At 63.8% G+C, this 21,620-nt stretch carries 19 protein-coding genes; 9 read left to right on the top strand and 10 right to left on the bottom strand.

The features are described 5' to 3' along the window. Nucleotides 1-268: 268 nt before the first annotated feature. Nucleotides 269-751, top strand: coding sequence for an FxsA family protein (locus C7H85_RS14780; RefSeq protein WP_245879681.1), 483 nt, complete (start codon nt 269-271; stop codon nt 749-751). 8 nt (nt 752-759) lie between these two features. Here the strand turns inward: C7H85_RS14780 and C7H85_RS14775 are convergent, their stop codons facing one another. After that, nucleotides 760-2,112, bottom strand: coding sequence for an MATE family efflux transporter (locus tag C7H85_RS14775; RefSeq protein WP_483887917.1), 1,353 nt, complete (start codon nt 2,110-2,112; stop codon nt 760-762). Between the two features lie 201 nt (nt 2,113-2,313). Between C7H85_RS14775 and C7H85_RS14770 the strand changes: the two genes are divergently transcribed. The 4 genes from C7H85_RS14770 to C7H85_RS14755 all read left to right on the top strand — a co-directional run bounded on the left by C7H85_RS14770 (nt 2,314) and on the right by C7H85_RS14755 (nt 7,008). After that, a complete protein-coding gene (locus C7H85_RS14770; RefSeq protein WP_106730466.1) occupies nt 2,314-2,607 on the top strand; it encodes a co-chaperone GroES in 294 nt (97 codons plus the stop codon). Nucleotides 2,608-2,636: 29 nt separating this feature from the next. Beyond that, nucleotides 2,637-4,274: a chaperonin GroEL gene (gene groL / locus C7H85_RS14765; RefSeq protein WP_106730465.1), complete on the top strand. Its 1,638-nt coding sequence runs from the start codon at nt 2,637-2,639 to the stop codon at nt 4,272-4,274. A gap of 254 nt (nt 4,275-4,528) precedes the next feature. Then, nucleotides 4,529-5,032, top strand: a complete 504-nt coding sequence (locus tag C7H85_RS14760; RefSeq protein WP_106730464.1) for a putative pterin-binding protein — start codon at nt 4,529-4,531, stop codon at nt 5,030-5,032. After that, nucleotides 5,029-7,008 (top strand): GGDEF and EAL domain-containing protein, encoded by a 1,980-nt coding sequence (locus C7H85_RS14755; RefSeq protein WP_245879680.1) that lies wholly within the window; start codon nt 5,029-5,031, stop codon nt 7,006-7,008. Before C7H85_RS14760 ends, C7H85_RS14755 begins: the two co-directional genes overlap by 4 nt. Here the strand turns inward: C7H85_RS14755 and C7H85_RS14750 are convergent. After that, nucleotides 6,992-7,300, bottom strand: coding sequence for a hypothetical protein (locus tag C7H85_RS14750; RefSeq protein WP_106730463.1), 309 nt, complete (start codon nt 7,298-7,300; stop codon nt 6,992-6,994). The two genes, C7H85_RS14755 and C7H85_RS14750, sit on opposite strands and share 17 nt — an antisense overlap. Before the next feature lie 9 nt (nt 7,301-7,309). Beyond that, complete coding sequence (gene epmB, locus C7H85_RS14745) at nt 7,310-8,329, bottom strand: EF-P beta-lysylation protein EpmB (protein WP_210433668.1); 1,020 nt, start codon at nt 8,327-8,329, stop codon at nt 7,310-7,312. Between the two features lie 42 nt (nt 8,330-8,371). Here epmB and efp point away from each other — a divergent pair, with 42 nt between their 5' ends. Beyond that, nucleotides 8,372-8,938: an elongation factor P gene (gene efp, locus C7H85_RS14740; protein WP_106730461.1), complete on the top strand. Its 567-nt coding sequence runs from the start codon at nt 8,372-8,374 to the stop codon at nt 8,936-8,938. Between the two features lie 48 nt (nt 8,939-8,986). Here efp and C7H85_RS14735 read toward each other — a convergent pair whose 3' ends face one another. Then, nucleotides 8,987-10,030, bottom strand: a complete 1,044-nt coding sequence (locus C7H85_RS14735) for a GMP reductase (protein ID WP_106730460.1) — start codon at nt 10,028-10,030, stop codon at nt 8,987-8,989. Between the two features lie 320 nt (nt 10,031-10,350). Between C7H85_RS14735 and C7H85_RS14730 the strand changes: the two genes are divergently transcribed. From C7H85_RS14730 to epmA, 3 genes are all read left to right on the top strand, one after another. Beyond that, nucleotides 10,351-11,856, top strand: coding sequence for a uracil permease (locus C7H85_RS14730; RefSeq protein WP_106730459.1), 1,506 nt, complete (start codon nt 10,351-10,353; stop codon nt 11,854-11,856). Nucleotides 11,857-11,948: 92 nt separating this feature from the next. Next, entirely contained in the window at nt 11,949-12,368 is a 420-nt protein-coding gene (locus C7H85_RS14725; RefSeq protein ID WP_106730458.1) for a VOC family protein, read from the top strand. 30 nt (nt 12,369-12,398) lie between these two features. Next, on the top strand, nt 12,399-13,373 hold the full coding sequence (gene epmA, locus C7H85_RS14720; RefSeq protein WP_106730457.1) for an elongation factor P--(R)-beta-lysine ligase: 975 nt from the start codon (nt 12,399-12,401) through the stop codon (nt 13,371-13,373). Nucleotide 13,374: 1 nt separating this feature from the next. Here the strand turns inward: epmA and C7H85_RS14715 are convergent, their stop codons facing one another. The 6 genes from C7H85_RS14715 to rsgA form a co-directional block, all read right to left on the bottom strand. Next, nucleotides 13,375-13,869, bottom strand: coding sequence for a DUF4136 domain-containing protein (locus C7H85_RS14715; protein ID WP_106730456.1), 495 nt, complete (start codon nt 13,867-13,869; stop codon nt 13,375-13,377). A gap of 117 nt (nt 13,870-13,986) precedes the next feature. Next, nucleotides 13,987-14,874 (bottom strand): LysR substrate-binding domain-containing protein, encoded by an 888-nt coding sequence (locus C7H85_RS14710; protein WP_106730455.1) that lies wholly within the window; start codon nt 14,872-14,874, stop codon nt 13,987-13,989. Then, nucleotides 14,871-16,271 (bottom strand): SLC13 family permease, encoded by a 1,401-nt coding sequence (locus C7H85_RS14705; RefSeq protein WP_106730454.1) that lies wholly within the window; start codon nt 16,269-16,271, stop codon nt 14,871-14,873. The genes C7H85_RS14710 and C7H85_RS14705 overlap by 4 nt, the downstream gene beginning before the upstream one ends. Beyond that, a complete protein-coding gene (gene mscM / locus C7H85_RS14700) occupies nt 16,255-19,584 on the bottom strand; it encodes a miniconductance mechanosensitive channel MscM (RefSeq protein WP_106730453.1) in 3,330 nt (1,109 codons plus the stop codon). The genes C7H85_RS14705 and mscM overlap by 17 nt, the downstream gene beginning before the upstream one ends. A gap of 40 nt (nt 19,585-19,624) precedes the next feature. Beyond that, nucleotides 19,625-20,485: an archaetidylserine decarboxylase gene (asd, locus tag C7H85_RS14695; protein ID WP_106730452.1), complete on the bottom strand. Its 861-nt coding sequence runs from the start codon at nt 20,483-20,485 to the stop codon at nt 19,625-19,627. A 32-nt stretch (nt 20,486-20,517) separates the two neighbouring features. Continuing rightward, a complete protein-coding gene (gene rsgA / locus C7H85_RS14690; RefSeq protein WP_106730451.1) occupies nt 20,518-21,552 on the bottom strand; it encodes a small ribosomal subunit biogenesis GTPase RsgA in 1,035 nt (344 codons plus the stop codon). Between the last annotated feature and the right edge of the window lie 68 nt (nt 21,553-21,620).

The raw sequence follows: 21,620 nt of genomic DNA, 5'->3' as shown, positions 1-21,620 counted from the left end.
AGAGAGGGGGGCCGACAGGTCCCTGGCCACCCTATGATAACGGCGTCGCGGGCCAAAGATGTTGACCTGAGTCATCCAGGCCTGCCCGGCGGCGGTGAGCCCATCGGCATCAAGGTGGCTGCCGCTTTCACTATAGCCCCGGCGCCGGCGAAAATCACCCGGCCGGGCGTTGCCGCCGTGAGCGGTGGCTTGAAAATGATGGCATTTGCCCTCATTTTAGTGGATTAACCCGGAACAACGCCCTGATGGGCGCAAAATGAGGTCAACCGTGGGCAAAGTACTGTTGTTGTTTATCGGCGCCATCCTGCTGGAGATTTTCGTCTTTATCCAGGTGGGGGCGGCCATCGGCGCCTGGAGCACCCTGGCACTGATTATCCTGACCGCCGTGGTGGGCCTGGGCCTGGTGCGGATCCAGGGACTCAGGACCCTGATGGAGGCCCAGCAGAAGATCAACCGGGGCGAGCCGCCGGCGCGGGAAATGCTGTCGGGCATGATGCTGGCGATAAGTGGGGTGCTGCTGCTGTTGCCGGGCTTCGTGTCGGACCTGGGCGGCCTGCTGCTGCTGCTGCCACCGGTCAGGGAAGCCCTGGTCGAACGCTTCCTGAGCCGGGCCCATGTGCGAGGCCACAAGGGACACACCTTTACCGCCGAGTACCATTACCGGCAGGACGAATCCCGCCATGGCGAGCGGCTGCAGGACAAGCAGGGCACCACCTTCGACGGCGAGTTCGAAAAGAAGGATGACCGATAGCGTCGCGGTCAGGCCAGCGGGTGCCTGATCTTCCAGGGAAACCGCTGCCAGGCAAAGAGGCAGGCGACCATGCCCGCCAGCAGGTTGGCCAGCAGTATGCCGGTGAAGATCCCGGTTTCCCCCTGCCAGCCGGCGCCCAGCCAGGCCAGCGGCAACAGCAGGCCGAACAGCCTGAAACCGTTCAGCAGCAGCGAGATCACCGAGACCCGCAAGCCGTTCAGGGCCGAGGCCAGCAGCATGAAACAGCCCTGCAGGCCGTAGCCCAGCGGCACCAGCCGCAGATACAGTTCCAGGTGCCGGGCCACTTCCGGGCTGTCGGTAAACAGCAGGGCAATCCATGGCGCCAGCCACCATAACAGGGCAAACACCAGCAACTGAAACAGTAGGGCGAAGCGCATGGCCAGCAGCAGGGCGCAGCGGCTGCGCTCATGCTGGCCGGCCCCGGCGTTCTGGGAAATAAAGGGCGCCAGCACCGAGCTCAGCGCCATCATCACGATCAGCACCAGGGCTTCCACCCGCGACGCGGCGCCATAGGCGGCCACCACCTCGTGACCCAGCTTCGCCAGCACCATCATCAGCAGGGCGGTGGCGATGGGGTTGAGCATGTTGGTGAAGGCGGCGGGCATCGCCACCTGCAGCAGTTGCCGCCAGTGATCCAGCAGGATAGGCAGCGGCGACAGCCGCCAGATCAGCAGCCGCTCCCGGGTACGCAGCAGGTGCAGGCCGACCAGCATGGCGATCAGCCAGGAGCAGGCCGAGGCGATGGCGGCGCCGCGGATCCCCAGTTCGGGGAAGGGGCCCAGGCCGAAGATCAATAGCGGATCCAGCACGCCGTTGACCAGCCCGGCCACCGTCATCACCAGGCTGGGGGTGCGGGTGTCGCCGGTGGCGCGGATCGCCGCGTTGCCGACCATCGGCAGGATCAGCATGGGCACCGTCAGGTACCAGATCAGCATGTAATCGTGGATCAGCGGCAGTAGGGCGTCACCGGCACCGAGGACCCGGAACAGGGGGTCTATGCTGCCGGCCCCGGCCAGGGCCAGCAGGCTGACCAGCAGCACCGCCAGCAACAGGCTGTCGCTGGTGAACCGGGCGGCCTGACGCTGCCGGCCGGCGCCCAGCGCCTGGCCCAGGCAGGCGGAGAGCCCGGCGCCCAGGCCCATGGCCAGCGAGGTCACCACGAAGGTGACCGGAAAGGTAAAGCTGATCGCGGCCAGGGCATCGGTGCCCAGCATGCCGATGAAAAAGGTATCGACCAGGTTGAACGCCAGTATGGCGACGATGCCGAGCGCCATCGGGCCCGTCATGCGGGCCAGTTGTGGGCCGATGGGGCCGGTCAGCAGTGAATGGTGTTGTGCCACAGAATATCCCTTGGTGATGCGTGGGCCGGGCCCGGGACGCGGCGGCCATGATAACGCCCCCGGCGGGGCAGATTTAAAAAAATTTTGTGTTTTGCCCTTGAAGGGGGGAAAAGCGCTCCCATATAGAAGGTCAACGGAACAGTTTGCGGCCCCGGGCCGTTTATCCAACTAAGGTAACAACACTCATTGGGAGAGTTATCGATGAACATTCGTCCATTGCACGATCGCGTCATTATCAAACGTATTGAAGCCGAGTCAAAATCTGCCGGCGGTATTGTTCTGACCGGCTCTGCCGCCGAGAAATCCACTCGTGGCGAAGTCCTGGCTGTTGGTAATGGCCGCGTACTGGACAACGGTGAAGTGAAGGCCATGTCCGTCAAGGTGGGTGACAAGGTCATTTTCAACGAAGGTTTTGGTGTTAAAACCGAGAAGCTGGACGGCCAGGAAGTGCTGATCCTGTCCGAGAACGACATCCTGGCTATCGTCGAAGCCTAATTTTCATTCAGCTTAAAGGAACATAAACAATGGCAGCTAAAGACGTAAAATTTGGTAACGATGCCCGCGTAAAAATGCTCAAGGGTGTGAACATCCTGGCCGACGCCGTTAAAGTGACCCTGGGCCCGAAAGGCCGCAACGTGGTATTGGACAAGTCCTTCGGTGCCCCCACCATCACCAAGGACGGCGTGTCCGTGGCCAAGGAAATCGAGCTGGAAGACAAGTTCGAGAACATGGGCGCCCAGATGGTGAAGGAAGTGGCCTCCAAGGCCAACGACGAAGCCGGTGACGGCACTACCACCGCCACCGTGCTGGCCCAGTCCATCGTCAACGAAGGTCTGAAAGCGGTCGCCGCCGGCATGAACCCGATGGATCTGAAACGCGGCATCGACAAGGCCGTGATCCAGGCGGTGGCCGAGCTGAAAAACCTGTCCGTTGAATGTAAAGACACCACCGCCATCGCCCAGGTGGGTACCATCTCCGCCAACTCCGACGAAACCGTGGGCGCACTGATCGCCGAAGCCATGGAAAAAGTGGGCACCGACGGTGTCATCACTGTGGAAGAAGGCCAGGGCCTGCAGGACGAACTGGACGTGGTGGAAGGCATGCAGTTCGACCGCGGCTACCTGTCTCCCTACTTCATCAACAAGCAGGAAACCGGCACCGTCGAGCTGGACGACCCCTTCATCCTGTTGGTCGACAAGAAAATCTCCAATATCCGCGAACTGCTGCCAGTGCTGGAAGGCGTGGCCAAGCAATCCAAGCCGCTGCTGATCGTGGCCGAGGACGTGGAAGGCGAAGCCCTGGCCACCCTGGTAGTGAACAACATGCGTGGCATCGTGAAAGTGGCCGGCGTCAAGGCCCCGGGCTTCGGCGACCGCCGCAAGGCCATGCTGCAGGATGTTGCCATCCTCACCGGTGGCACCGTGATCTCCGAGGAAGTGGGTCTGGAGCTGGAGAAAGCCACTCTGGAAGATCTGGGCCGTGCCAAGCGCATCGTGATCACCAAGGACAACACCACCATTATTGATGGAGTGGGTGAAGTGGCTGCGATTGAAGCCCGCGTGGCGCAAATCCGCCAGCAGATCGAAGACTCTTCTTCCGATTACGACAAAGAGAAGCTGCAGGAGCGCGTGGCCAAGCTGGCCGGTGGTGTTGCGGTCATCAAGGTGGGCGCCGCCACCGAGATGGAAATGAAAGAGAAGAAAGCCCGCGTCGACGACGCCCTGCACGCGACCCGTGCCGCGGTGGAAGAAGGCGTGGTGCCCGGCGGTGGCGTGGCCCTGGTGCGCGTGGCGGCCAAACTGGCCGGCCTGACCGGTGACAATGAAGACCAGAACGTGGGTATCAAGGTTGCCCTGCGCGCCATGGAGTCCCCGCTGCGCCAGATCGTCACCAACGCCGGCGAAGAAGCCTCGGTGGTGGTGTCCAAGATCAAGGCCAGCGAAGGCAACTACGGCTACAACGCCGGCAACGACAGCTACGGCGACATGCTGGAAATGGGCATCCTGGATCCGACCAAGGTCACCCGCTCCGCGCTGCAGTTCGCCGCGTCCGTGGCTGGTCTGATGATCACCACCGAAGCCATGGTCACCGAGCTGCCGAAGGAAGCCGCTCCGGCCATGCCGGACATGGGCGGCATGGGTGGCATGGGGGGCATGATGTAAATCGCATCGACCACCTGGTCTGCCGACCAGTGATCTTAATCCGGGCCTTCGTGCCCGGATTTTTTATGGCCGATGAAAAAGTTCGCGTTTCTTTATCCTGCAACCAAATTAAGCTTCAGGTTGTTGCGACAATTTCTGTATTATGGTTTTTTACATAATAAAGCCTTTATTGAGTCCCTTTTTGCCCGGCCTGGGCTGGCCGGACGCCGAAAGACAGGAGCCTGAGCCGCCTGGTGGCATAAGGAGGTGCAGTAATGAAACTCGTGGGCTTGATACTGATCCTGCTGACCCTGGTTCCCCGGGGCGGGGTGGCCGAGGAGCCGGTGATACTTACGGTGTCCGGCAATATCCTGTGGCAGGGGCAGCCGCATGAACGACTGGATTATACCCTGAAGGAGCTGCAGGCGATGCCGCAGCGGGTCATCACCACTTCCCATCCCTGGGGGCAGCAGCCACATACCTACCGAGGCCCGGATCTGGTGGCCCTGATGTCGTCGCTGTTCGGCCATGCCAGGATAAAAACCCTCTACCTGGAAGCCCTGAACGGCTACAGCATCTCGGTGGACTGGCAGAAGCTGGCGCCGTTCCAGCCGGTACTGGCCTGGCAGGAAAATGGCCGGGTGATGAGCCGGAGGGAAAAGGGACCCCTGTGGCTGGTGCTGCCCTTCGACCAGGTGCCCGAGCTGCAGCAGGCGGATTTTCTGCACTTCATGACCTGGCAGCTCAGGCAGATAAAGGTCCATACGGAGCCGATGTGAGCATCAAAGAGCGGCTAAACCGTCGCCTGGAGCAGAGCCAGTATGGCAGCGTCCATCCGCTGAAGATCACCACGGCCGTGATGCTGCTGCTCACCATGCTGTTGTTCGGCACTGGCGCCACCCATACCCTGGTGAAAATCCGCGAACACAATACTCTGTTGGAGCAGAGAACCTATGAAGTGCCCTGGTCGCTGATGCAGCTGCAACTGGAGATGGGGCGCTTCCTGGATACGGTCAGGCTGTTGCACGCAGGGGGCATTCGCCACGATGAGTTGCTGTTGCGCTATGACATCCTGTGGAGCCGGACCCCGGTATTGCTCAGCAGCCAGCTCAAGGATACCCTCAGCGAGCGTCCCGATCTGTGGCGACTGATCCAGCAGATTGAAGCCCGGGTACGCGGCCTGGAGCCGCTGGTGCAGCGGCTGGAGCCCGGCTCGCCGGCCTATCAGCAGATCCTCGCCGAACTGAGCCCCTACCAGGAGCCGCTGTCGCGGACGGTCACCGCAACCATGCACAACAACGTGCTGTTCTATGCCGAGTACGACCAGGCCTACCGGCTGCTGGGCAAGCGCCTCTATGTGCAGATCGTCGGGCTCTTTATCACCGCCGGCATCCTGCTGCTGCTGCTGCTGCGTGAGCTGCTGCGCTACCGGATCCAGCAGTTCAGGGATCCGCTCACCGGACTCCCCAACCGTTACGCCCTGCAGCGCCGCCTGATACCTGTTATCGAACGGGGTACGCCGTTCAGCCTGACCGTGCTGGAGCTGAAGGAGTTTACCCGCCTGCATCACCGCTTCGGTTTTGAAATCGCGGATCGTCTGTTACAGGCCTTCAGCCAGCGGCTGCAGCAGAGCCTGCTGCAGCACGAGTTTATTGCCCAGTTTGGTGGTGAAGGCATAGTGGTGGTGGCCGAGGGGGTGGTGGAGCTCGAAGAGGTGCGGGCGCAACTGTCCCGTTTCCGGCAGGTGCTAGCGCCGAAAGAGTCTATTGACGCGCACGATTTTTACATGGAGCCGGTGATCGGGCTGGTGCTCTACCCGGTGGATGCGGACAACCTGGTGGATCTGCTGGCGCGGGGCGAACTGGCGCTGGAGTTGTGCAAGCGTGATCGCTTGCCCTACGTTATTTTCGACCCCTCGCTGCTGAAAGAGATGTCGCGCAAGCAGCGATTGGCGAGCGACCTGCCCGCGGCCCTGGAGAGCGGCAGCCTGAGCGTGCGCTTCCAGCCCCTGGTCAGCCTGCAGAGCGGCAGCTGCCATGGGCTGCAGGCACTGCTGCACTGGCGCCACCCGGGCTTCGGGGTGATTTCGGCGGCGGAGCTGATGCGGGTCACCGAGCAGTTCCAGCTGTCGGAGCGGGTGTTTCGCTGGCTGCTGCACGCCAGTTGCCGGCAGCTGAAAGGCTGGCATGAATACGGTGAGCGCCAGCTATTTGTCAGCCTGAACCTGCCCGCCTCCCTGTTTCGCCCCGGCCTGGATGAAGAGGTGGCCGGCGTGTTGCGGGAATACGGGCTCAGGCCCGATGTCCTGGTGCTGGACATCGGCGAGCCGCTCGCCGCGAAAGAGTCGTATGACTTCTTCGCCATCATGAGCAGTCTGCAGCGGAACGGGGTGCGCATGGCGCTGTCCGACTTTGGCAACGGCGGGGCGGCCTGGGGCACCCTGTTGCGGTTGCCGGTGAACTGGCTGAAGCTCGACGCGACCTTCTGCAACGGCATCGAGCAGCAGGGCGCGGCGCGGGAACAGCTTGCAACCCTGTTTGCACTGGGACGCATACTGCAGCGGCCCCTGATCTGCTGTGGCATCGACAGCCACGGCCAGTTGGCGGCCCTCGCCGGCATGGACAAGGATGCGCTGGTGCAGGGAGATTACATCGGGCGGCCGCTGAGCGACCTGGACGTGCCGGCCTGGCTAAACAAGAACCGGCAGCTCCCGCTGTCGCCGGAGGGGCGGGAAGACGTTATGACAAGCGCATGAACTGGTTCAGGGTTTCCGCCAGCAAGCGGATCTTGCGCACCATGCGCGCCAGCAGATCCTGATATTCCTCGTCGCCGGCCATCTCCAGCAGTTCCAGCTCTTCCGCCAGTTCCGCCACATAGGGCATGAAGTGGTCGGCATGGGTGATGAACTGGCTGTCTTCGCGCAACACGCTGCTGAATTTGGCCTTGCCGCGACTGCGCAGCTCGGCCAGCTTCTTGTCGGCATCGATCGCCTGGTGGTAGAGCTCTCTCAAAGTGTCATGCAATTTTGCGGTGACGGAATCGTGCATGTCAGTTCCTTAACAGGGTTCAAGGCCTAAGTCTAACGGGGTCTTGCTCAACTCGCCGCCGATCTCCCGTACCAGCCTGGGCACCAGGAAACCGGGCAACCGGGCCAGCAACTGGGCCATCAATGCGGTGGCGCGGGCATCGTCCACGGCGAAGTGGGCGGCGCCCTGCACCTGGTCGAGCTGATGCAGGTAATAGGGCAGTACGCCGGCCTCGAACAGCCGCTCCGACAGCCGGCACAGGCGGTCGGCGTCGTCGTTGACCCCGGCCAGCAGCACGCTCTGGTTGAGCAGAGTGATGCCAGCCCGTCGCCAGTCCTGCAGGGCGTCGGCCAGGATGTCGTCCACCTCGTGGGCGTGGTTGACATGCAGCACCAGCACCGCCTGCAGGCGGCTGCGGGCGAGGCGCGCCCTGAGGGCCGCGGTCAGCCGTGCCGGGATCACCACCGGCAGCCGGCTGTGGATGCGCAGCCGCCGGAGATGGGGGATGGCCTCCAGGGCGTCGAACAGGGTGGCGAGCTGTTCATCCTTGGCCATCAGCGGATCGCCGCCGGAGAGGATCACCTCGTTGATTTCGGGATGAGCAGCGATGTAGTCCAGTGCCTCGCGCCAGCCTTCCCGTCCCGGGCTGTTGTCCGCGTAGGGAAAATGGCGGCGGAAGCAGTAGCGGCAGTTCACCGCGCAACCCCCGCGCAGCACCAGGAGCACCCGGGAACGGTATTTGTGCAGCAGCCCGGGCAGGGCGCTGTCGTGCTCGTCGAGCGGATCGGTGACGAAACCGGGCACCTCGGCGAACTCCTCGCCCAGGGGCAGCACCTGGCGCAGCAGGGGGTCGTGAATGTCGCCCGGACGCATCTTGTCGGCGAACGGGCGGGGCACCCGCATCGGGAACAGCCGGCGGGCCCCAAAGCCTGGCCGCCAAGGTTCGGGATCTATCCCCAGGTAGTCGAGCAGGGCGTCGGGAGCGGTGAAGGCGCGGGCAAGTTCTTTTTGCCAGTTAATATGTAAATCGCCCCCGTTTAGGGGTATCATTGCCGGCATTTTCTGCAACTCTGTCAAATTCACGAGGGTAAAATGGCCTCTTATAGTACCAATGAATTCCGCTCCGGCCTAAAGATTATGCTGGACGGCGAACCTTGCGCCATTATCGAAAACGAATTCGTCAAACCCGGTAAGGGCCAGGCCTTCAACCGGGTCAAGATCCGCCGTCTGTTGAACGGCAAGGTACTGGAGAAGACCTTCAAGTCCGGCGACACCGTGGAAGCCGCCGACGTCATGGACATGGAGCTGGCCTACCTGTACAACGACGGCGAGTTCTACCATTTCATGAACAACGACACCTTCGAGCAGCTGGCCGCCGACGACAAGGCGGTGGGTGACGCCAAGCAGTGGCTGAAGGAGCAGGATGTGTGCATCCTGACCCTGTGGAACGGCGCCCCCATTTCGGTGACCCCGCCCAACTTCGTGGAGCTGGAAGTGATTGAAACCGATCCAGGTCTGAAGGGCGACACCGCCGGCACCGGCGGCAAGCCCGCCACCCTGAGCACCGGCGCCGTGGTACGGGTGCCGCTGTTCATCCAGATCGGCGAAGTGTTGAAGGTCGACACCCGCTCCGGCGAGTACGTGTCCCGGGTGAAGTAAGCGGTTATTCCCCGATGTAAGAACGGCGCCCGGTGGCGCCGTTTTTGTTTATTCCTTGCCGTACACGTTGTTTTCCTGCTCCCGCACCCGGATGAAGGTGGTGCGCTTGGTCAGCTCCTTCAGCCGCTGGGCGCCCACATAGGTACAGGTGGAGCGCACGCCGCCGAGGATGTCCTGCACCGTCTCCTCCACCGGCCCGCGGTAGGGCAGCTCCACCGTCTTGCCCTCGGCCGCCCGGTATTTGGCCACGCCGCCGGCGTGCTTTTCCATGGCGCTGGAGGAGCTCATGCCGTAGAACTTCATGAAGGCCCTGCCGTCCCGCTCGATGACCTCGCCGCCGCACTCCTTGTGGGCCGCCAGCATGCCGCCCAGCATCACGAAGTCGGCGCCGCCGCCGAAGGCCTTGGCCACGTCACCGGGGCCGGTGCAGCCGCCGTCGCCGATGATCTGGCCGCCCAGGCCGTGGGCGGCGTCGGCGCACTCGATGATGGCGGACAGCTGCGGATAGCCGACCCCGGTCTTGACCCGGGTGGTGCACACCGAGCCGGGCCCTATGCCGACCTTGACGATGTCGGCGCCGGAGAGGATCAGCTCCTCCACCATTTCACCGGTGACCACGTTGCCGGCGATGATGGTGTGGCCCGGGCACTGGCTGCGCACCCGGCTGACGAAGGAGGTGAAGTGCTCGCTGTAGCCGTTGGCCACGTCGATGCAGATGAAGCCGAGCCGGTCGGACAGGGCCAGGATCTGCTGCAGCTTCTCGAAGTCCTGGTCGGAGGTACCGGTGGACACGATCACCTGCCCGAGCAGGTCGGCACCGGTTTCCGCCACGAAGGCCCGCCACTGCTCGACCGAGTAATGCTTGTGTACCGCCGTCAGCAGATCGTGGCGGGCCAGCGCCCGGGCCATGGCGAAGGTGCCGACGGTGTCCATGTTGGCGGCGATCACCGGCACGCCGGACCAGTGGCGACCTGAATGCTTAAAGGTGAATTCCCGGTTCAGCTCGACCTGGGAGCGGCTGTTGAGGGTTGAACGCTTGGGGCGAAACAGCACATCCCTAAAGCCCAGTTTCAAGTCTTCTTCGATACGCATGGTGTTACCTCGATAAGTGACAGGCACAAAAAACCGGGGGTTTTTTAGGCCCCCGGTTTTCAACATTCTAGCCAGGGTCATATTTTTTGCAACCATCCTGACCCAAAATTCAACATTTATCTTTTGGTGAAGATAAATCCCCCCTGGATTTTCCTGACCTGAAAGACTGACTTTTTGGTTCAGAATGGCTTTGCCGGTGTCGTTTTTCGCCTATAATCGGCCGCTGCCAGCCGTCCCCAGAAGACGGCGGCGACGCTCGCAATCGTTTGCCCATCGCCGAACCGATGCCGGCATTCCCATCATCAAAGGAGAATTCAGCAGTGGCCGAGCCCCGCTTTCACTATCCCTGGTACAAGAAAGAAGATACCGACGCCTTTTTCGCCCTGTTCCAGAACAATGTCGCCAACTTCGTGATCATCACCATTACCATGCTGGGCATGGGCTTTCCCCGGGAGATCGTGTTCGGTCAAGTCATTCCCGGGGCGGCCGTCGCGGTGCTGGTGGGCAACGTCTACTACGCCTACACCGCCAACCGCCTGGCACATCGGGAGCGGCGTACCGACGTGACCGCCCTGTCCTACGGCATCAGCACGCCGGTGATGTTCGTGTTCCTGTTCGGGGTGCTGCTGCCGGCCAAGACCATGACCGGCGACCCCGAGCTGGCCTGGAAAATCGCGGTGGGTGCCTGCTTTCTCAGCGGTCTGCTGGAGGTATTGGTTAGCCTGGTCGGCCGTTGGGTGCAGCGCAACCTGCCCCGGGCGGCCATGCTGGGGGCGGTGGCCGGGGTGGCGCTGACCTTCATCGCCGGGGAGATGATGTTCAAGACCCTGGAGATGCCGGTGGTCGGCCTGTTCGTGCTGGCGGTGATCATCATCGGCATCGTCGGCCGGGTGGTGTTGCCGTTGCGCATGCCTGCCTCCCTGTTCGCCATCCTGTTCGGTACCCTGCTGGCCTATCTGCTTGGCGAGAGCGACAGCGCCAAGATTGCCGAGGGCCTGTCCCACTTCGGCTTCTACCCAGTACTGCCCAGCATGGCGGCCGTCGACGGCATGCGCTACCTGTTCGGCGCCATGATCGGCATCCTCACGGTGGTGCTGCCCATCACCCTCTACAACGCCATCGAGACCATGAACAACGTGGAGGCGATGGAGGCGGCCGGCGACAGGTATGACGTGCGCGAATGCCAGGCGGTGGACGGCGTGGGCACCATGTTCGGCGCCCTGTTCGGCGGCCTGTTCCCGACCACGGTCTATATCGCCACCGTCGGCGCCAAATGGATGAAGGCCGGCCGCGGCTACAGTATCCTCAACGGCGTGGTCTACCTGCTGGCGGCCATGTTCGGTCTGATCGCGGTGATTTCGGCGCTGATCCCCGTGGCGGTGGTGGCGCCCATCCTGGTATTCGTGGGCATGTCTATGGTGTCCACCGCCTTCCAGACCAATGCCCGGAAATACTATCCGGCGGTGGCCCTGGCCATGCTGCCCTATTTCGCCAACTACGTGATGACCCGCTTCAACAACGCCGCCGGCGAGGTGGTCAGCAACATTTCCGACGGCATAGTGCCCCTGGGCCAGGGCGCCATGTTCACCGCCATGATGCTGGGGGCCATCACCGTCTGCGTGATCGACGGCGCCTTCAGGCGGGCCATGGCCTTCGCCCTGTGCAGCGCCGGCTTCTCCTTCGTGGGGCTGATGCACGCACCCAAACTCGGCTTTTATGCCGCCCCCGACTACGTGCTGGGCTACCTGGTGATGGCGCTGCTGTTCGCCTGGTACGCCTTCGGCGGCACGGTAAAGCGGGACGAGCAGCTGTTCGGCGAAGACTGACGACGGCGGGATGATTGAGGGCGCCGCGGCGCCCTTTTATTTTGCTCGAAATTACGCCATGCTTTTTACATTCTGACGGGGAGGGGCTGGTGATGTTCAAGATCCTGGGTATCGATCATCTGGTGCTGAGAATAAGGCAGCCGGAGCGGATGCTCGACTTTTACTGCCGGGTGCTGGGCTGCACGCTGGAACGGGAACTGGGCGAAGTGGGTCTCTACCAGTTGCGGGCCGGCAACAGCCTGATCGACATGGTCGACATCCGCGGCCCCTTGGGCGGCGAGGGCGAAGCGGCGGATCAGTGCAAGGCCAACATGGATCACTTCTGCCTGCGTATTTCTCCCTTCGATGCCGAGGCACTGCGCGACTACCTGGGCCGGGCCGGGGTGATCTGCGAGGAGCCGGTATTGCGCTACGGCGCCGAGGGCGAGGGGCCTTCGGTGTACCTGTTCGATCCGGAGGGCAACCAGGTGGAGCTGAAAGGCCCGCCGGAGGCTGGCAAGCGGCAGGATTAAGGGTAGAATCCGCATTTTTTCGGTGATCTCATGAGCCCTGTTACCTGGCAGCCGACGGCCTCCCTGCCGTCGCTCACCAAACGCGCCGAGCTGCTGGCGCGCATCCGTCGTTTCTTCGCCGAGCGTGGCGTACTGGAAGTGGATACCCCCACCCTGGCCCGGGCCGGGGTGACCGATCTGCACCTGGATAATTTCGTCACCCGTTTCGTCGGCCCCGGCATGGCCGAGGGGCTCGATCTGTACCTGCAAACCTCCCCCGAATTTCATATGAAGCGGTTGCTGGCGGCGGGCAGCGGTGCCATCTACCAGATCTGTAAATCCTATCGCAACGAAGAAGCCGGCCGGCTGCATAATCCGGAATTCACCATGCTGGAATGGTACCGGCCCGGTTTCGATCACCACCAGTTGATGGCGGAGATAGCGGCGCTGCTGCAGCTGGTGCTGGGCTGTGCCACGCCCGAGCGGCTGAGCTACCGGCAGGCCTTTCTCGACACCCTGGGGGCCTGCCCGCTGACCGCCTCGCTCGATGAGCTGCGCCGGGCCGGGCGGGGGCTGGGCGCCGACGACCTCATCGCCATCGAAGAGGACAGGGATACCCTGCTGCAGCTGCTGTTCGCCCTGGGGGTGGAGCCGCGCATCGGCCGGCAGACGCCCTGTTTCGTGTTCGACTTTCCCGCCAGCCAAGCGGCGCTGGCCCGTATCAGTCCGCAGGATGCGCGGGTGGCGGAGCGGTTCGAGGTGTATTTCCGCGGTATCGAGCTGGCCAACGGCTTTCACGAACTGAGTGACGCCGCCGAGCAGCGCCGCCGTTTCGAGGAGGACAACCGCAAGCGGCTGGCACGAGGCCTGGCCGCCAGGCCGATCGATGAATATCTGCTGGCGGCGCTGCAGGCCGGGCTGCCGGATTGTGCCGGGGTGGCACTCGGCGTCGACCGGCTGATCATGCTGGCGCTGGAGGCTGAGCGGCTGGAGCAGGTGATCGCCTTCCCGGTCACCCGCGCCTGATTCAGTGGCGCGGCGGGTAGTTCTCCAGCAGCTCCGCCACCTGGGTGTAAACGCGGCCGCTGCGTTCGGCGCCGCGGAAGCGGTCGGCGGGAAAGGCGCGCGGATGCTTGCTGTTCCACACTACCTTGCCGGTGCCGGGCTGCTCCAGCCACAGCTTGAGCTTGAGCTCGCGCACGGCGCCGTAGACCCGCTCCTCGTCGTGCCAGAAGGAATCGTGACGGCTGAACATGCGGGGCATGGTGGTCAGCAGGCGGGTTTCTTCCACCAACTGGTAGTTCAGCCAGAGCGAAGCCTGCCCCGGGGTGGCCAGGGCCAGCCCTCGTGACGGCAGCAGGGCGCGGGCCGCCTCGCCGATGCGGCCACCGTCGAGGGAGCTGAAATCGCCGGCGGGGGCCAGGGCCACCGTATCGAAGCGGCCGAAGTCGACGTTTTCGGCGTAATCATAAGGGGCGGCACAGCCGCTCAGCAGCAGGATAAAGAACAACAGGCGTAACATTATCGAGACCTCCCGATGAGGGTCCATATTGTAGTTATTCTCGTCCGGCGCGAAAAAAGCAAGCGCCGCCCCCGGTTTTTACCCGCCTCTCCTGGTGTCGATGGCGATGCCGTCCGGTCACTCCAGCAGCTCCCTGGCCAGCTCGATCAGCGCCATGCGTGCAGGGTGATCCCCCCTGTCCTTGTGCCAGGCGAAATAGAAAAAACGGCTGAGGGAGAGCTCGGGCACCGGCAGGGCGACCAGGGTGCCGGCGGCCAGCTCCTCGGCCACGCTCAGGCGGGACACACAGCTGAGCCAGGGCCTGGATTGCAACAGCCGTTTGATGGTGGGCAGGTGGGGGTATTCCTGACGGATTTTCAGCGGGCCCAGCCGTCCCTGCAGGGCCTGCTCGAAGGTGTCCCGGGTGCCGGAGCCGGACTCGCGCAGTATCCATTCGCAGGCTTCCAGTTGAGCCAGGCCGACCTCCGGTTCCCGGGCGAGGGGATGCGCGGGCTGGCAGACGATCACCAGCTCGTCCCGGCACCAGGGATCGAGGCGGAGCCACTTCTCCTGGGCATGGGCTTCGATCAGTGCCATTTCCAGCCGGCCCTGGTACAGCTGCTGCAGCAGGCTGTGAGTGTTGTCCACCGCCAGGCCGATGTCCAGCTGCGGGTAGCGGCGGGCGCCGAGCTCGATAAGTTCGGGGATCCAGCAGTCGGCGATGGTGCGGCTGGCACCCAGGCGCAGCCGCCCGGCGATGGGGCTCTTGCCCTGGAAGCCCAGCTCGATCTGGTCGCTTTCGGCCAGCATCTTCTGGGCGCGGGGCAGCAGCCAGAGCCCCCAGGCATTGAGCCTGAGCCGGCGCCCGACCCGGTCGAACAGCGGGTGATTGAGCTGGCGCTCGAGCTCCTGCAGCGACATGGTGGCCGCCGACTGGGTGATCGCCAGGGTGTCGGCGGCCCGGCTCAGGCTGCCATGCTCCGCCACCGCCACGAACAGCCGCAACTGTTTGAGGGTGAAGTTCATCCCACCGCGCCCAGTACCAGCATCACCACCAGCAGCAGCGCCAGGCCGAACAGGCCCACCGCCAGGCCGGTGCGCAGCATGTCCCTGGTGCTGACCAGGCCGGTGGCGTAGGCCAGGGCGTTGGGCGGCGTGCTCACCGGCAATATCATGCCCAGCGAGCAGGACAGGGCCACCAGCACCAGGGCGCTGTCGAGGCCGTAGTCGGCCATGCCCTGGTAGCCGGTGGCCACGGCGGCGGTGATCGGCAGTATCAGGTTGGCGGTGGCGGTGTTGGACATGACGTTGGCCAGCAGGAAGCATACCAGCAGCAGGCTGAGCAGGATGGCCGCCCCGGGCAGTTGCTCGAGGGGCAACGACAGGGCCAGCTTGCGCGCCAGCCCGGACTGATCCAACGCCAGCCCCAGGGCGATGCCGCCGGCTACCAGCCAGAGCACGTCCCAGTTGATCTTCTGCAGATCGGCGGGGGTGATGATGCCGGTGAGGCTGAACACCACCAGCGGGATCACCGCCACCACATAGCTGTTCATGCCGTGCCAGAAGGAAGTGAGCCACAGCACTATGGTCAGCGCGAAGGTGGCGTAGAGCAACCAGGCCCGGGGCGAGCGTTCGAAGCGGCTTTCCAGGGTCAGGCACAGGCCCAGTTCGGTGGAGGGGTACCACCTCAACAACAGCCGCCAGGCCGCCAGCAGCAGCACCAGCACCAGGGGCACGGCAAAGGCCATCCAGGTCAGGAAGTCGACCGGATTGGCCATGTACTGCAGGGCGATGGCGTTGGGCGGGGTGCCGATGGGGGTGCCGATGCCGCCGAGGTTGGCGGCGATGGGAATGGCCAGTAGCAGGCCGCGGGTGGACGGCGCCTGCAGCCCCAGGGTGGCGAACACCGGCCCCATGATGGTGAGCATCATCAGGGTGGTGGCGGTGTTGGACATGAACATCGAAAACAGCGCGGTGATCAGCATTATCCCCAGCATCAGCCGGTCGTGGCTGGCCATGAAGGGACGCAGCAGGGTGTTGGCCAGGTTGGTGTCGAGCCGGTACTTGGCGGCACCCAGGGCGAGGGCGAAACCGCCGAGGAAGAGGATGATGATGGGCGAGGCGAAGCTGCCCATGATGGTCTGGTAGGGCAGCAGCTCGCCCAGGGGCTGGCTGCTGCTTTCGCGGATAAGCCAGGTGGCCGCCTGATCCGAGGTCATCACCAGCAGCAGCCCGATGATCAGCAGGGAAGTGGCGAACACCGGTACCGGCTCCAGTACCCACATCAGCGCCGCCAGCAGGAAGATGGCCAGCAGCCGCTGCTCCACTAGGGTCGGCGCCGGCAACGGCAGCAGCTCGGCCGGCAGGTTCAGCACCAGCAGCGGCGGCAGGATGGCGATCAGCAGTTTAAGCCGGTTTTGCATGGGCTGCTCCCGGCTGGGTGTTGATGGGATGCTCGCCGATCAGGCGGATATCCACCTGCTGGTGCGGTATCTTGATGTCGTGGCGGCGCAGCCGGTCCAGCAGCAGGTTGTGCAGCTCGTGGGTCATCGGCATGCGGTGGCTCATGTCGTTGACATAGACCCGCACCTCGTATACCAACGCCGAGTCGGTCAGCTCTATCAGGAACACCTCGGGCACCGGGTTGTCCAGGATCAGGCTGCACTCGCCGATGGCCTCGTGGGTCAGCCGCTGCACCAGCTCGATATCCGCATCCAGCCGTACCCGGATCAGCAGCTTGACCCGGGTGATGGCATCGGACAGCGACCAGTTGATGAACTGCTCGGTGATAAAGGCCTTGTTGGGCACGATAATCTCCCGGCGGTCCCAGTCCACTATGGTGGTGGCGCGGGTCTTGATCTTGGAGATGGTGCCGGTCAGATCGCGGATGGTGACGGTGTCGCCGATGCGGATCGGTTTTTCGAACAGGATGATCAGGCCGGACACGAAGTTGGCGAAAATCTCCTGCAGCCCGAAGCCCAGGCCCACCGACAGCGCCGCCACCAGCCACTGGGTCTTGGACCAGTCGATGCCCAGCATGGCGAAGGTGGTGAAGGCGCCGACCATCAGCACCAGGTACTTGGAGATGGTGGTGATGGCGAAGCCGGTGCCCGGCGACAGGTTGAGGTGCTGCAGCAGGCTGAGCTCCATCAGGCCCGGCAGGTTGCGGGCGGTGATCCAGGTGAGCACCACCACGAAGACGGCGATGACCAAATCCCGCAACGAGATCGGCACCAGGGTGTCCTCTCCGGCCAGGGTGCTGGAAACCTGCCAGACCTCGATGGTGTCGAGGAAGCTGAAGGCGGTGTTGATCTCCGACCACAGCAGCATCAGGGTGAGGATATAGCCCAGCATCAGCGCCGAGCGCAGCAGCCCCAGCGACTGGGCACTGATGATGTCCAGATCCACCTCGGCCACCGCGGCCGCTTCCGCCTCCGGGCTGGGCGGGGTTTCGGCGCTGTCCTCTTTTTCCTTTTCCTTGCGCTGGGCCAGGATTTCCGCCCGCCGGGCCTTGGCTCGCTCGAACGCCAGCCGGCGGCGCTGGAGCAGCATCCAGCGCCGTACCAGATAGTAGAACATCAGGAAGCCGACCCCGGCGATCACCGAAATTTCCAGCTGGCGCAGCAGGGTGTGGGCGGTGAACAGGTAGCCCATGATGGCCGCGCCCAGCGCCAGCAGCGGGGCGACGATCAGCAACCCCCAGAGCAGGTGGTTGACCAGGGTCAGGTGCTCCCTCTTGGGGGTGGACACCAGCAGCGGCAGATCTTCCCGGTACAGGCGCCAGGAGAACAGACTGACCAGCAGGCAGGTAAAGATAAAGCTCAACCGCCCCAGGCTGTCATAGAGTGAGAAATCCCGGTATTCCTGGGTGGTATAAAACAGCAGCAGCGCCGGCATCAGGGTCAGCATCAGGGTCTGGAACTGGCGCCAGATCCGCCGCACCCGCTCCCGGGGCAGGTTGAAGTGCACCACCAGCAGGCCCTTGTTCATCGTCAGGTTGCCGATGAACAGCAGGATGAACACCGGCAGCATCATCTTGTCGAGGGCGTGGGCCAGGGCGGCCACCACCGGCGGTGCCCAGGGCGAGTCGATGGCGTTGCTGAGCAGGGACAGCAGCGCCGGTATCGGCAGGGCGGTGAGCAGGCTGAGCAGCAGAGTATTGAAGGTGTAGTCGTACTTGTCCTGGGTGACGTTGCCGATGCGCGGACCTATCTTGTCCAGGTAATCACGCAGGCTGCGCCGGCTCAACAGCCACAGATACACCACCAGCAGGGAGCTGATGCCGTACAGGGTCAGGCTGGCGCCGCCCTGCTGCAGCAGGGACTGGGGCAGGGCGGTCCAGGTGCTGGCGGTGAACAGCCAGCCCAGGGTTTCCATCAGCGCCAGCGGAAACTGACTGCCCACCGGACGCAGATCCGGCAGCCAGAACAGTCGTTCATCGGTCAGCGCGCGGATCTCCTCCAGCTGGCTGTTCTGCCGGCTGTAGGCCACCTTGAGCCGGGTCTGCTCATGGATATGGTTGTCGGTGGCGCTGATCAGCCGCTCCAGCAGGCGACGCTGGGTGGCGAGCAGTTCATCGAGCAACAGCAACTGCTCCTCGCTCGGCGGCTGCTCCAGGGTGCTGGCCAGCAGGCCCTGGCGATAGCTGTTGTTCTTCAGGCCGTCCAGCGACTCCTGGTAGCCGTACTTGTCGACCCGGCTCTGGACGATGCGGGCCTCGAGCTGGGGCAAGGAGTAAGGCGCCGGCAATTCGCTCAGGCGATTGCGCAGGTTTTCGCCGAAACCGCGGCTGACCTGCAGCCATTCCAGCTGCTCCTTGAGGTTGGTCTTCATGGTCGCCAGCTCGGAGGCGGCCCGCTCCACCGCCTGATACTCCAACTGCAGGGCTTCCACCTCCCGGCTCTTGTCACCGAGCAGACCGGACAGTTGCTGGTTGCGCTGCTGCTGCTCCGCCAGCAGGGCCGAGTCGGTCTCGACTTCGTCCAGCAGGCGCTCGCTCTCGGCGATGGCTGCTTCGGTGGTGGCCCGGCGCAATTCGTTCTGGCGGTGCTGCAGGGCGTCGATGTAGACGTCCAGATCCTGCAGCTGGCTCTGCAGTATCTCCAGCCGCAGGCGGTTGAGGCTGTCCCTGTTGCCGGAAGACAGCTGCTCCAGCTCCAGCGCCTGAATGCGTTTTTGCAGGTTCTGTTCACGCACCATGGCCAGGATGCGGTTGGCGTTCTGCTGCCGATCCTGGTTGTCGGCAAACTGCAGCTCATCCAGGCTCTGCTGGGTCGTGCGCAGCTGCTGGCGCAGATCGTCGAGCAGGTCGTGCAGGCCGCTGTTGCTCAGTTCCTGCAGGTTGAGGGCGTTGGTCAGCTCTTCCCGCTGGCGGCGCAGCTCCAGCCGTTGCGCCTGGGCATCCACCAGCGCCTGCTGCACCGCGGCTTCGCCGAGCCGGTCGATGCCATCGGTGGCCGTGGGCTTGAGTCCGGCCTGCCGGCGCTCGAGCTTCTGCAACTCGGCCGGGTAATCGTCCATGAACTGCTTCAGGCTTTCGGCCTGTTGCTGGTAGCGCTCTCCTTCCCGCACCAGTTGCAGGGCCTGGTTATAACTGTCGCGCAGCTTTTGCAGCTCGGGCTTGTCGCCCTCCGGGATTTCGGACAGCAGGGCTTCGATATCGGCAATGCTCTGATCCGCCGGCACCGGGCCCGGCAACAACAGGAGGGCAAAAAACAGCAGTATGGGGGCAAACACGGCTGACTCTCGATGTTAAAAGGTGAAAACCTGCGATGGTTCAGTCCTGCTGCAGGCGTCCGAATTCGGTGCCCATACGGGTGGGGGTGCCGGGCTGAAAGGCTGCGGACAGCTCGACCCGGCCGGGGGCGAACAGGCAGACCACGGTGCTGCCCAGCTTGAAGCGGCCCATTTCCTCGCCTTTGGCCAGGCGCGGCGCCGTTGCCGGATCATAGTCCCAGCGCTGCACGCGCTGGCCCACGGGCGGGGTGATGGTCCCTGCCCACACGGTTTCGATGCTGGCGACGATGGTGGCGCCCACCAGCACCAGGGCCATGGGGCCGGCGGCGGTGTCGAAGACGCACACCACCCGCTCGTTGCGGGCAAACAGCTCCGGCACCCGGGAGGCGGTGAGCGGGTTGACCGAGAACAGCTCGCCGGGCACGTAGATCATGCTTTTCAGCACGCCGTCCAGCGGCATATGGATGCGGTGGTAATCCTTGGGCGCCAGGTAGAGGGTGGCGAAGTCGCCGCCCATGAAGGGGGCGGCCAGGGTCTTGTCGCCGCCGAGCAGGGCCCGGGCACTGTAGTCGTGGCCCTTGGCCTGGATGATGCGGCCCTGCTGGATCGGCGCAAGCTGGCTGATGGCGCCGTCCACCGGCATGGCGATGAGGTCGCCCCCTTCCACCAGTGGGCGGACTCCGTCTTTCAGCGGACGGGTGAAGAAGTCGTTGAAGCTCCGGTAATGGGCCGGATCCGGATACTGGGCCTCGCTCATGTCCACTTGGTAGCGCCGGATAAAGCGGCGGATCAGCCACTGGGTGAGTCGGCCGCCCTCCATGGCGGCCAGGCGGCCGACCAGGCGGGACAGCAGGTGTTTGGGAAGCAGGTATTGCAGCAGGATTTTGAAATGGTCTGTCATCTTGGTTCCGAAAAGGTCATTGCACGGGAAGATCAGGATTTGGGCTGGTGGCGGCTGGGCTTGTCCGCCATGGCGTCCATGATGCGGTGATAGCTCTCCAGGCGTTCCGGATGAATGGCCCCTTCGGTTCTGGCCTGTTGCAGCAGGCAGCCGGGATCGGTGCCGTGCTTGCAGTCGCGGAAGCGGCAGCCGCCGAGGTAGTGCCTGAATTCACGAAAGCACCAGGCCACCCGCTCGGGAGCCAGGTGCCAGAGGGAAAACTCGCGGATACCGGGAGAGTCGATCAACGAGCCGCCGGACGGGAAGTGGTACAGTCGGGCGGTGGTGGTGGTGTGCTGGCCGAGGCCGGAGTTGTCGGACACGGCGCCGGTCATCGCCTCCACATGGGGCATGACCGCATTGACCAGGGACGACTTGCCCACCCCGGACTGGCCGACGAAAATACTGGTGTGATCCTTCAGTGCCTGCTTGAGATCGTCCAGCCCCTCGCCGCTGTCGCGGCTGACGAACAACAGCTGGTAGCCGATGTCGCGGTAGCGCTGCAGGGCCTGTTCGGCCTGCCGGCGCTGTTCATCGGTCAGCAGATCCACCTTGTTGAGCACGATCATCGGCGGCATGTCCACGTCTTCCGCCGCCACCAGATAGCGGTCGATGATGTGGCAGCTCAGCTCCGGCAATACCGAGGACACCACCACTATCTGATCGATATTGGCGGCCACCGGCTTGATGCCGTCGTAGTAGTCGGGGCGGGTCAGTATCGTCTGGCGGGGATGGACCGCTTCCACCACGCCGCTGATGCCCTGCATGGCTTCCACACCCGGGCGCCAGACCACCCGATCACCGGTGACCAGGGAACTCAGGGTCCGACGCAGATTGCAGCGATGGATTCGGCCTTCATGGTCTTCGATGTCGGCGTGCTGGCCGAAGCGGCTGATCACCACCCCTGCCTGGGGCGGCCCGAGCAGGCTGTCGTCGATAGACTCGGACTGCTGGCGTTTGAGCCGCCGGCTGTGGTTATCGCTTACCCGGCGCTTCTGGCCCTTGCTTAACTGCTTTTTCTTGGTCACGATGTCCTCGAACCCGCTTTCACTGCCGGCTATGATACACTTTCCCGTTCAACCTTGTCCCCATTGCC

Source organism: Zobellella endophytica, from assembly GCF_003012775.1.
Lineage (GTDB): Bacteria > Pseudomonadota > Gammaproteobacteria > Enterobacterales > Aeromonadaceae > Oceanimonas > Oceanimonas endophytica.
The sequence above is the reverse complement of the archived record's forward strand: the minus strand, read 5'-3'. Positions and strand labels throughout refer to the sequence as shown.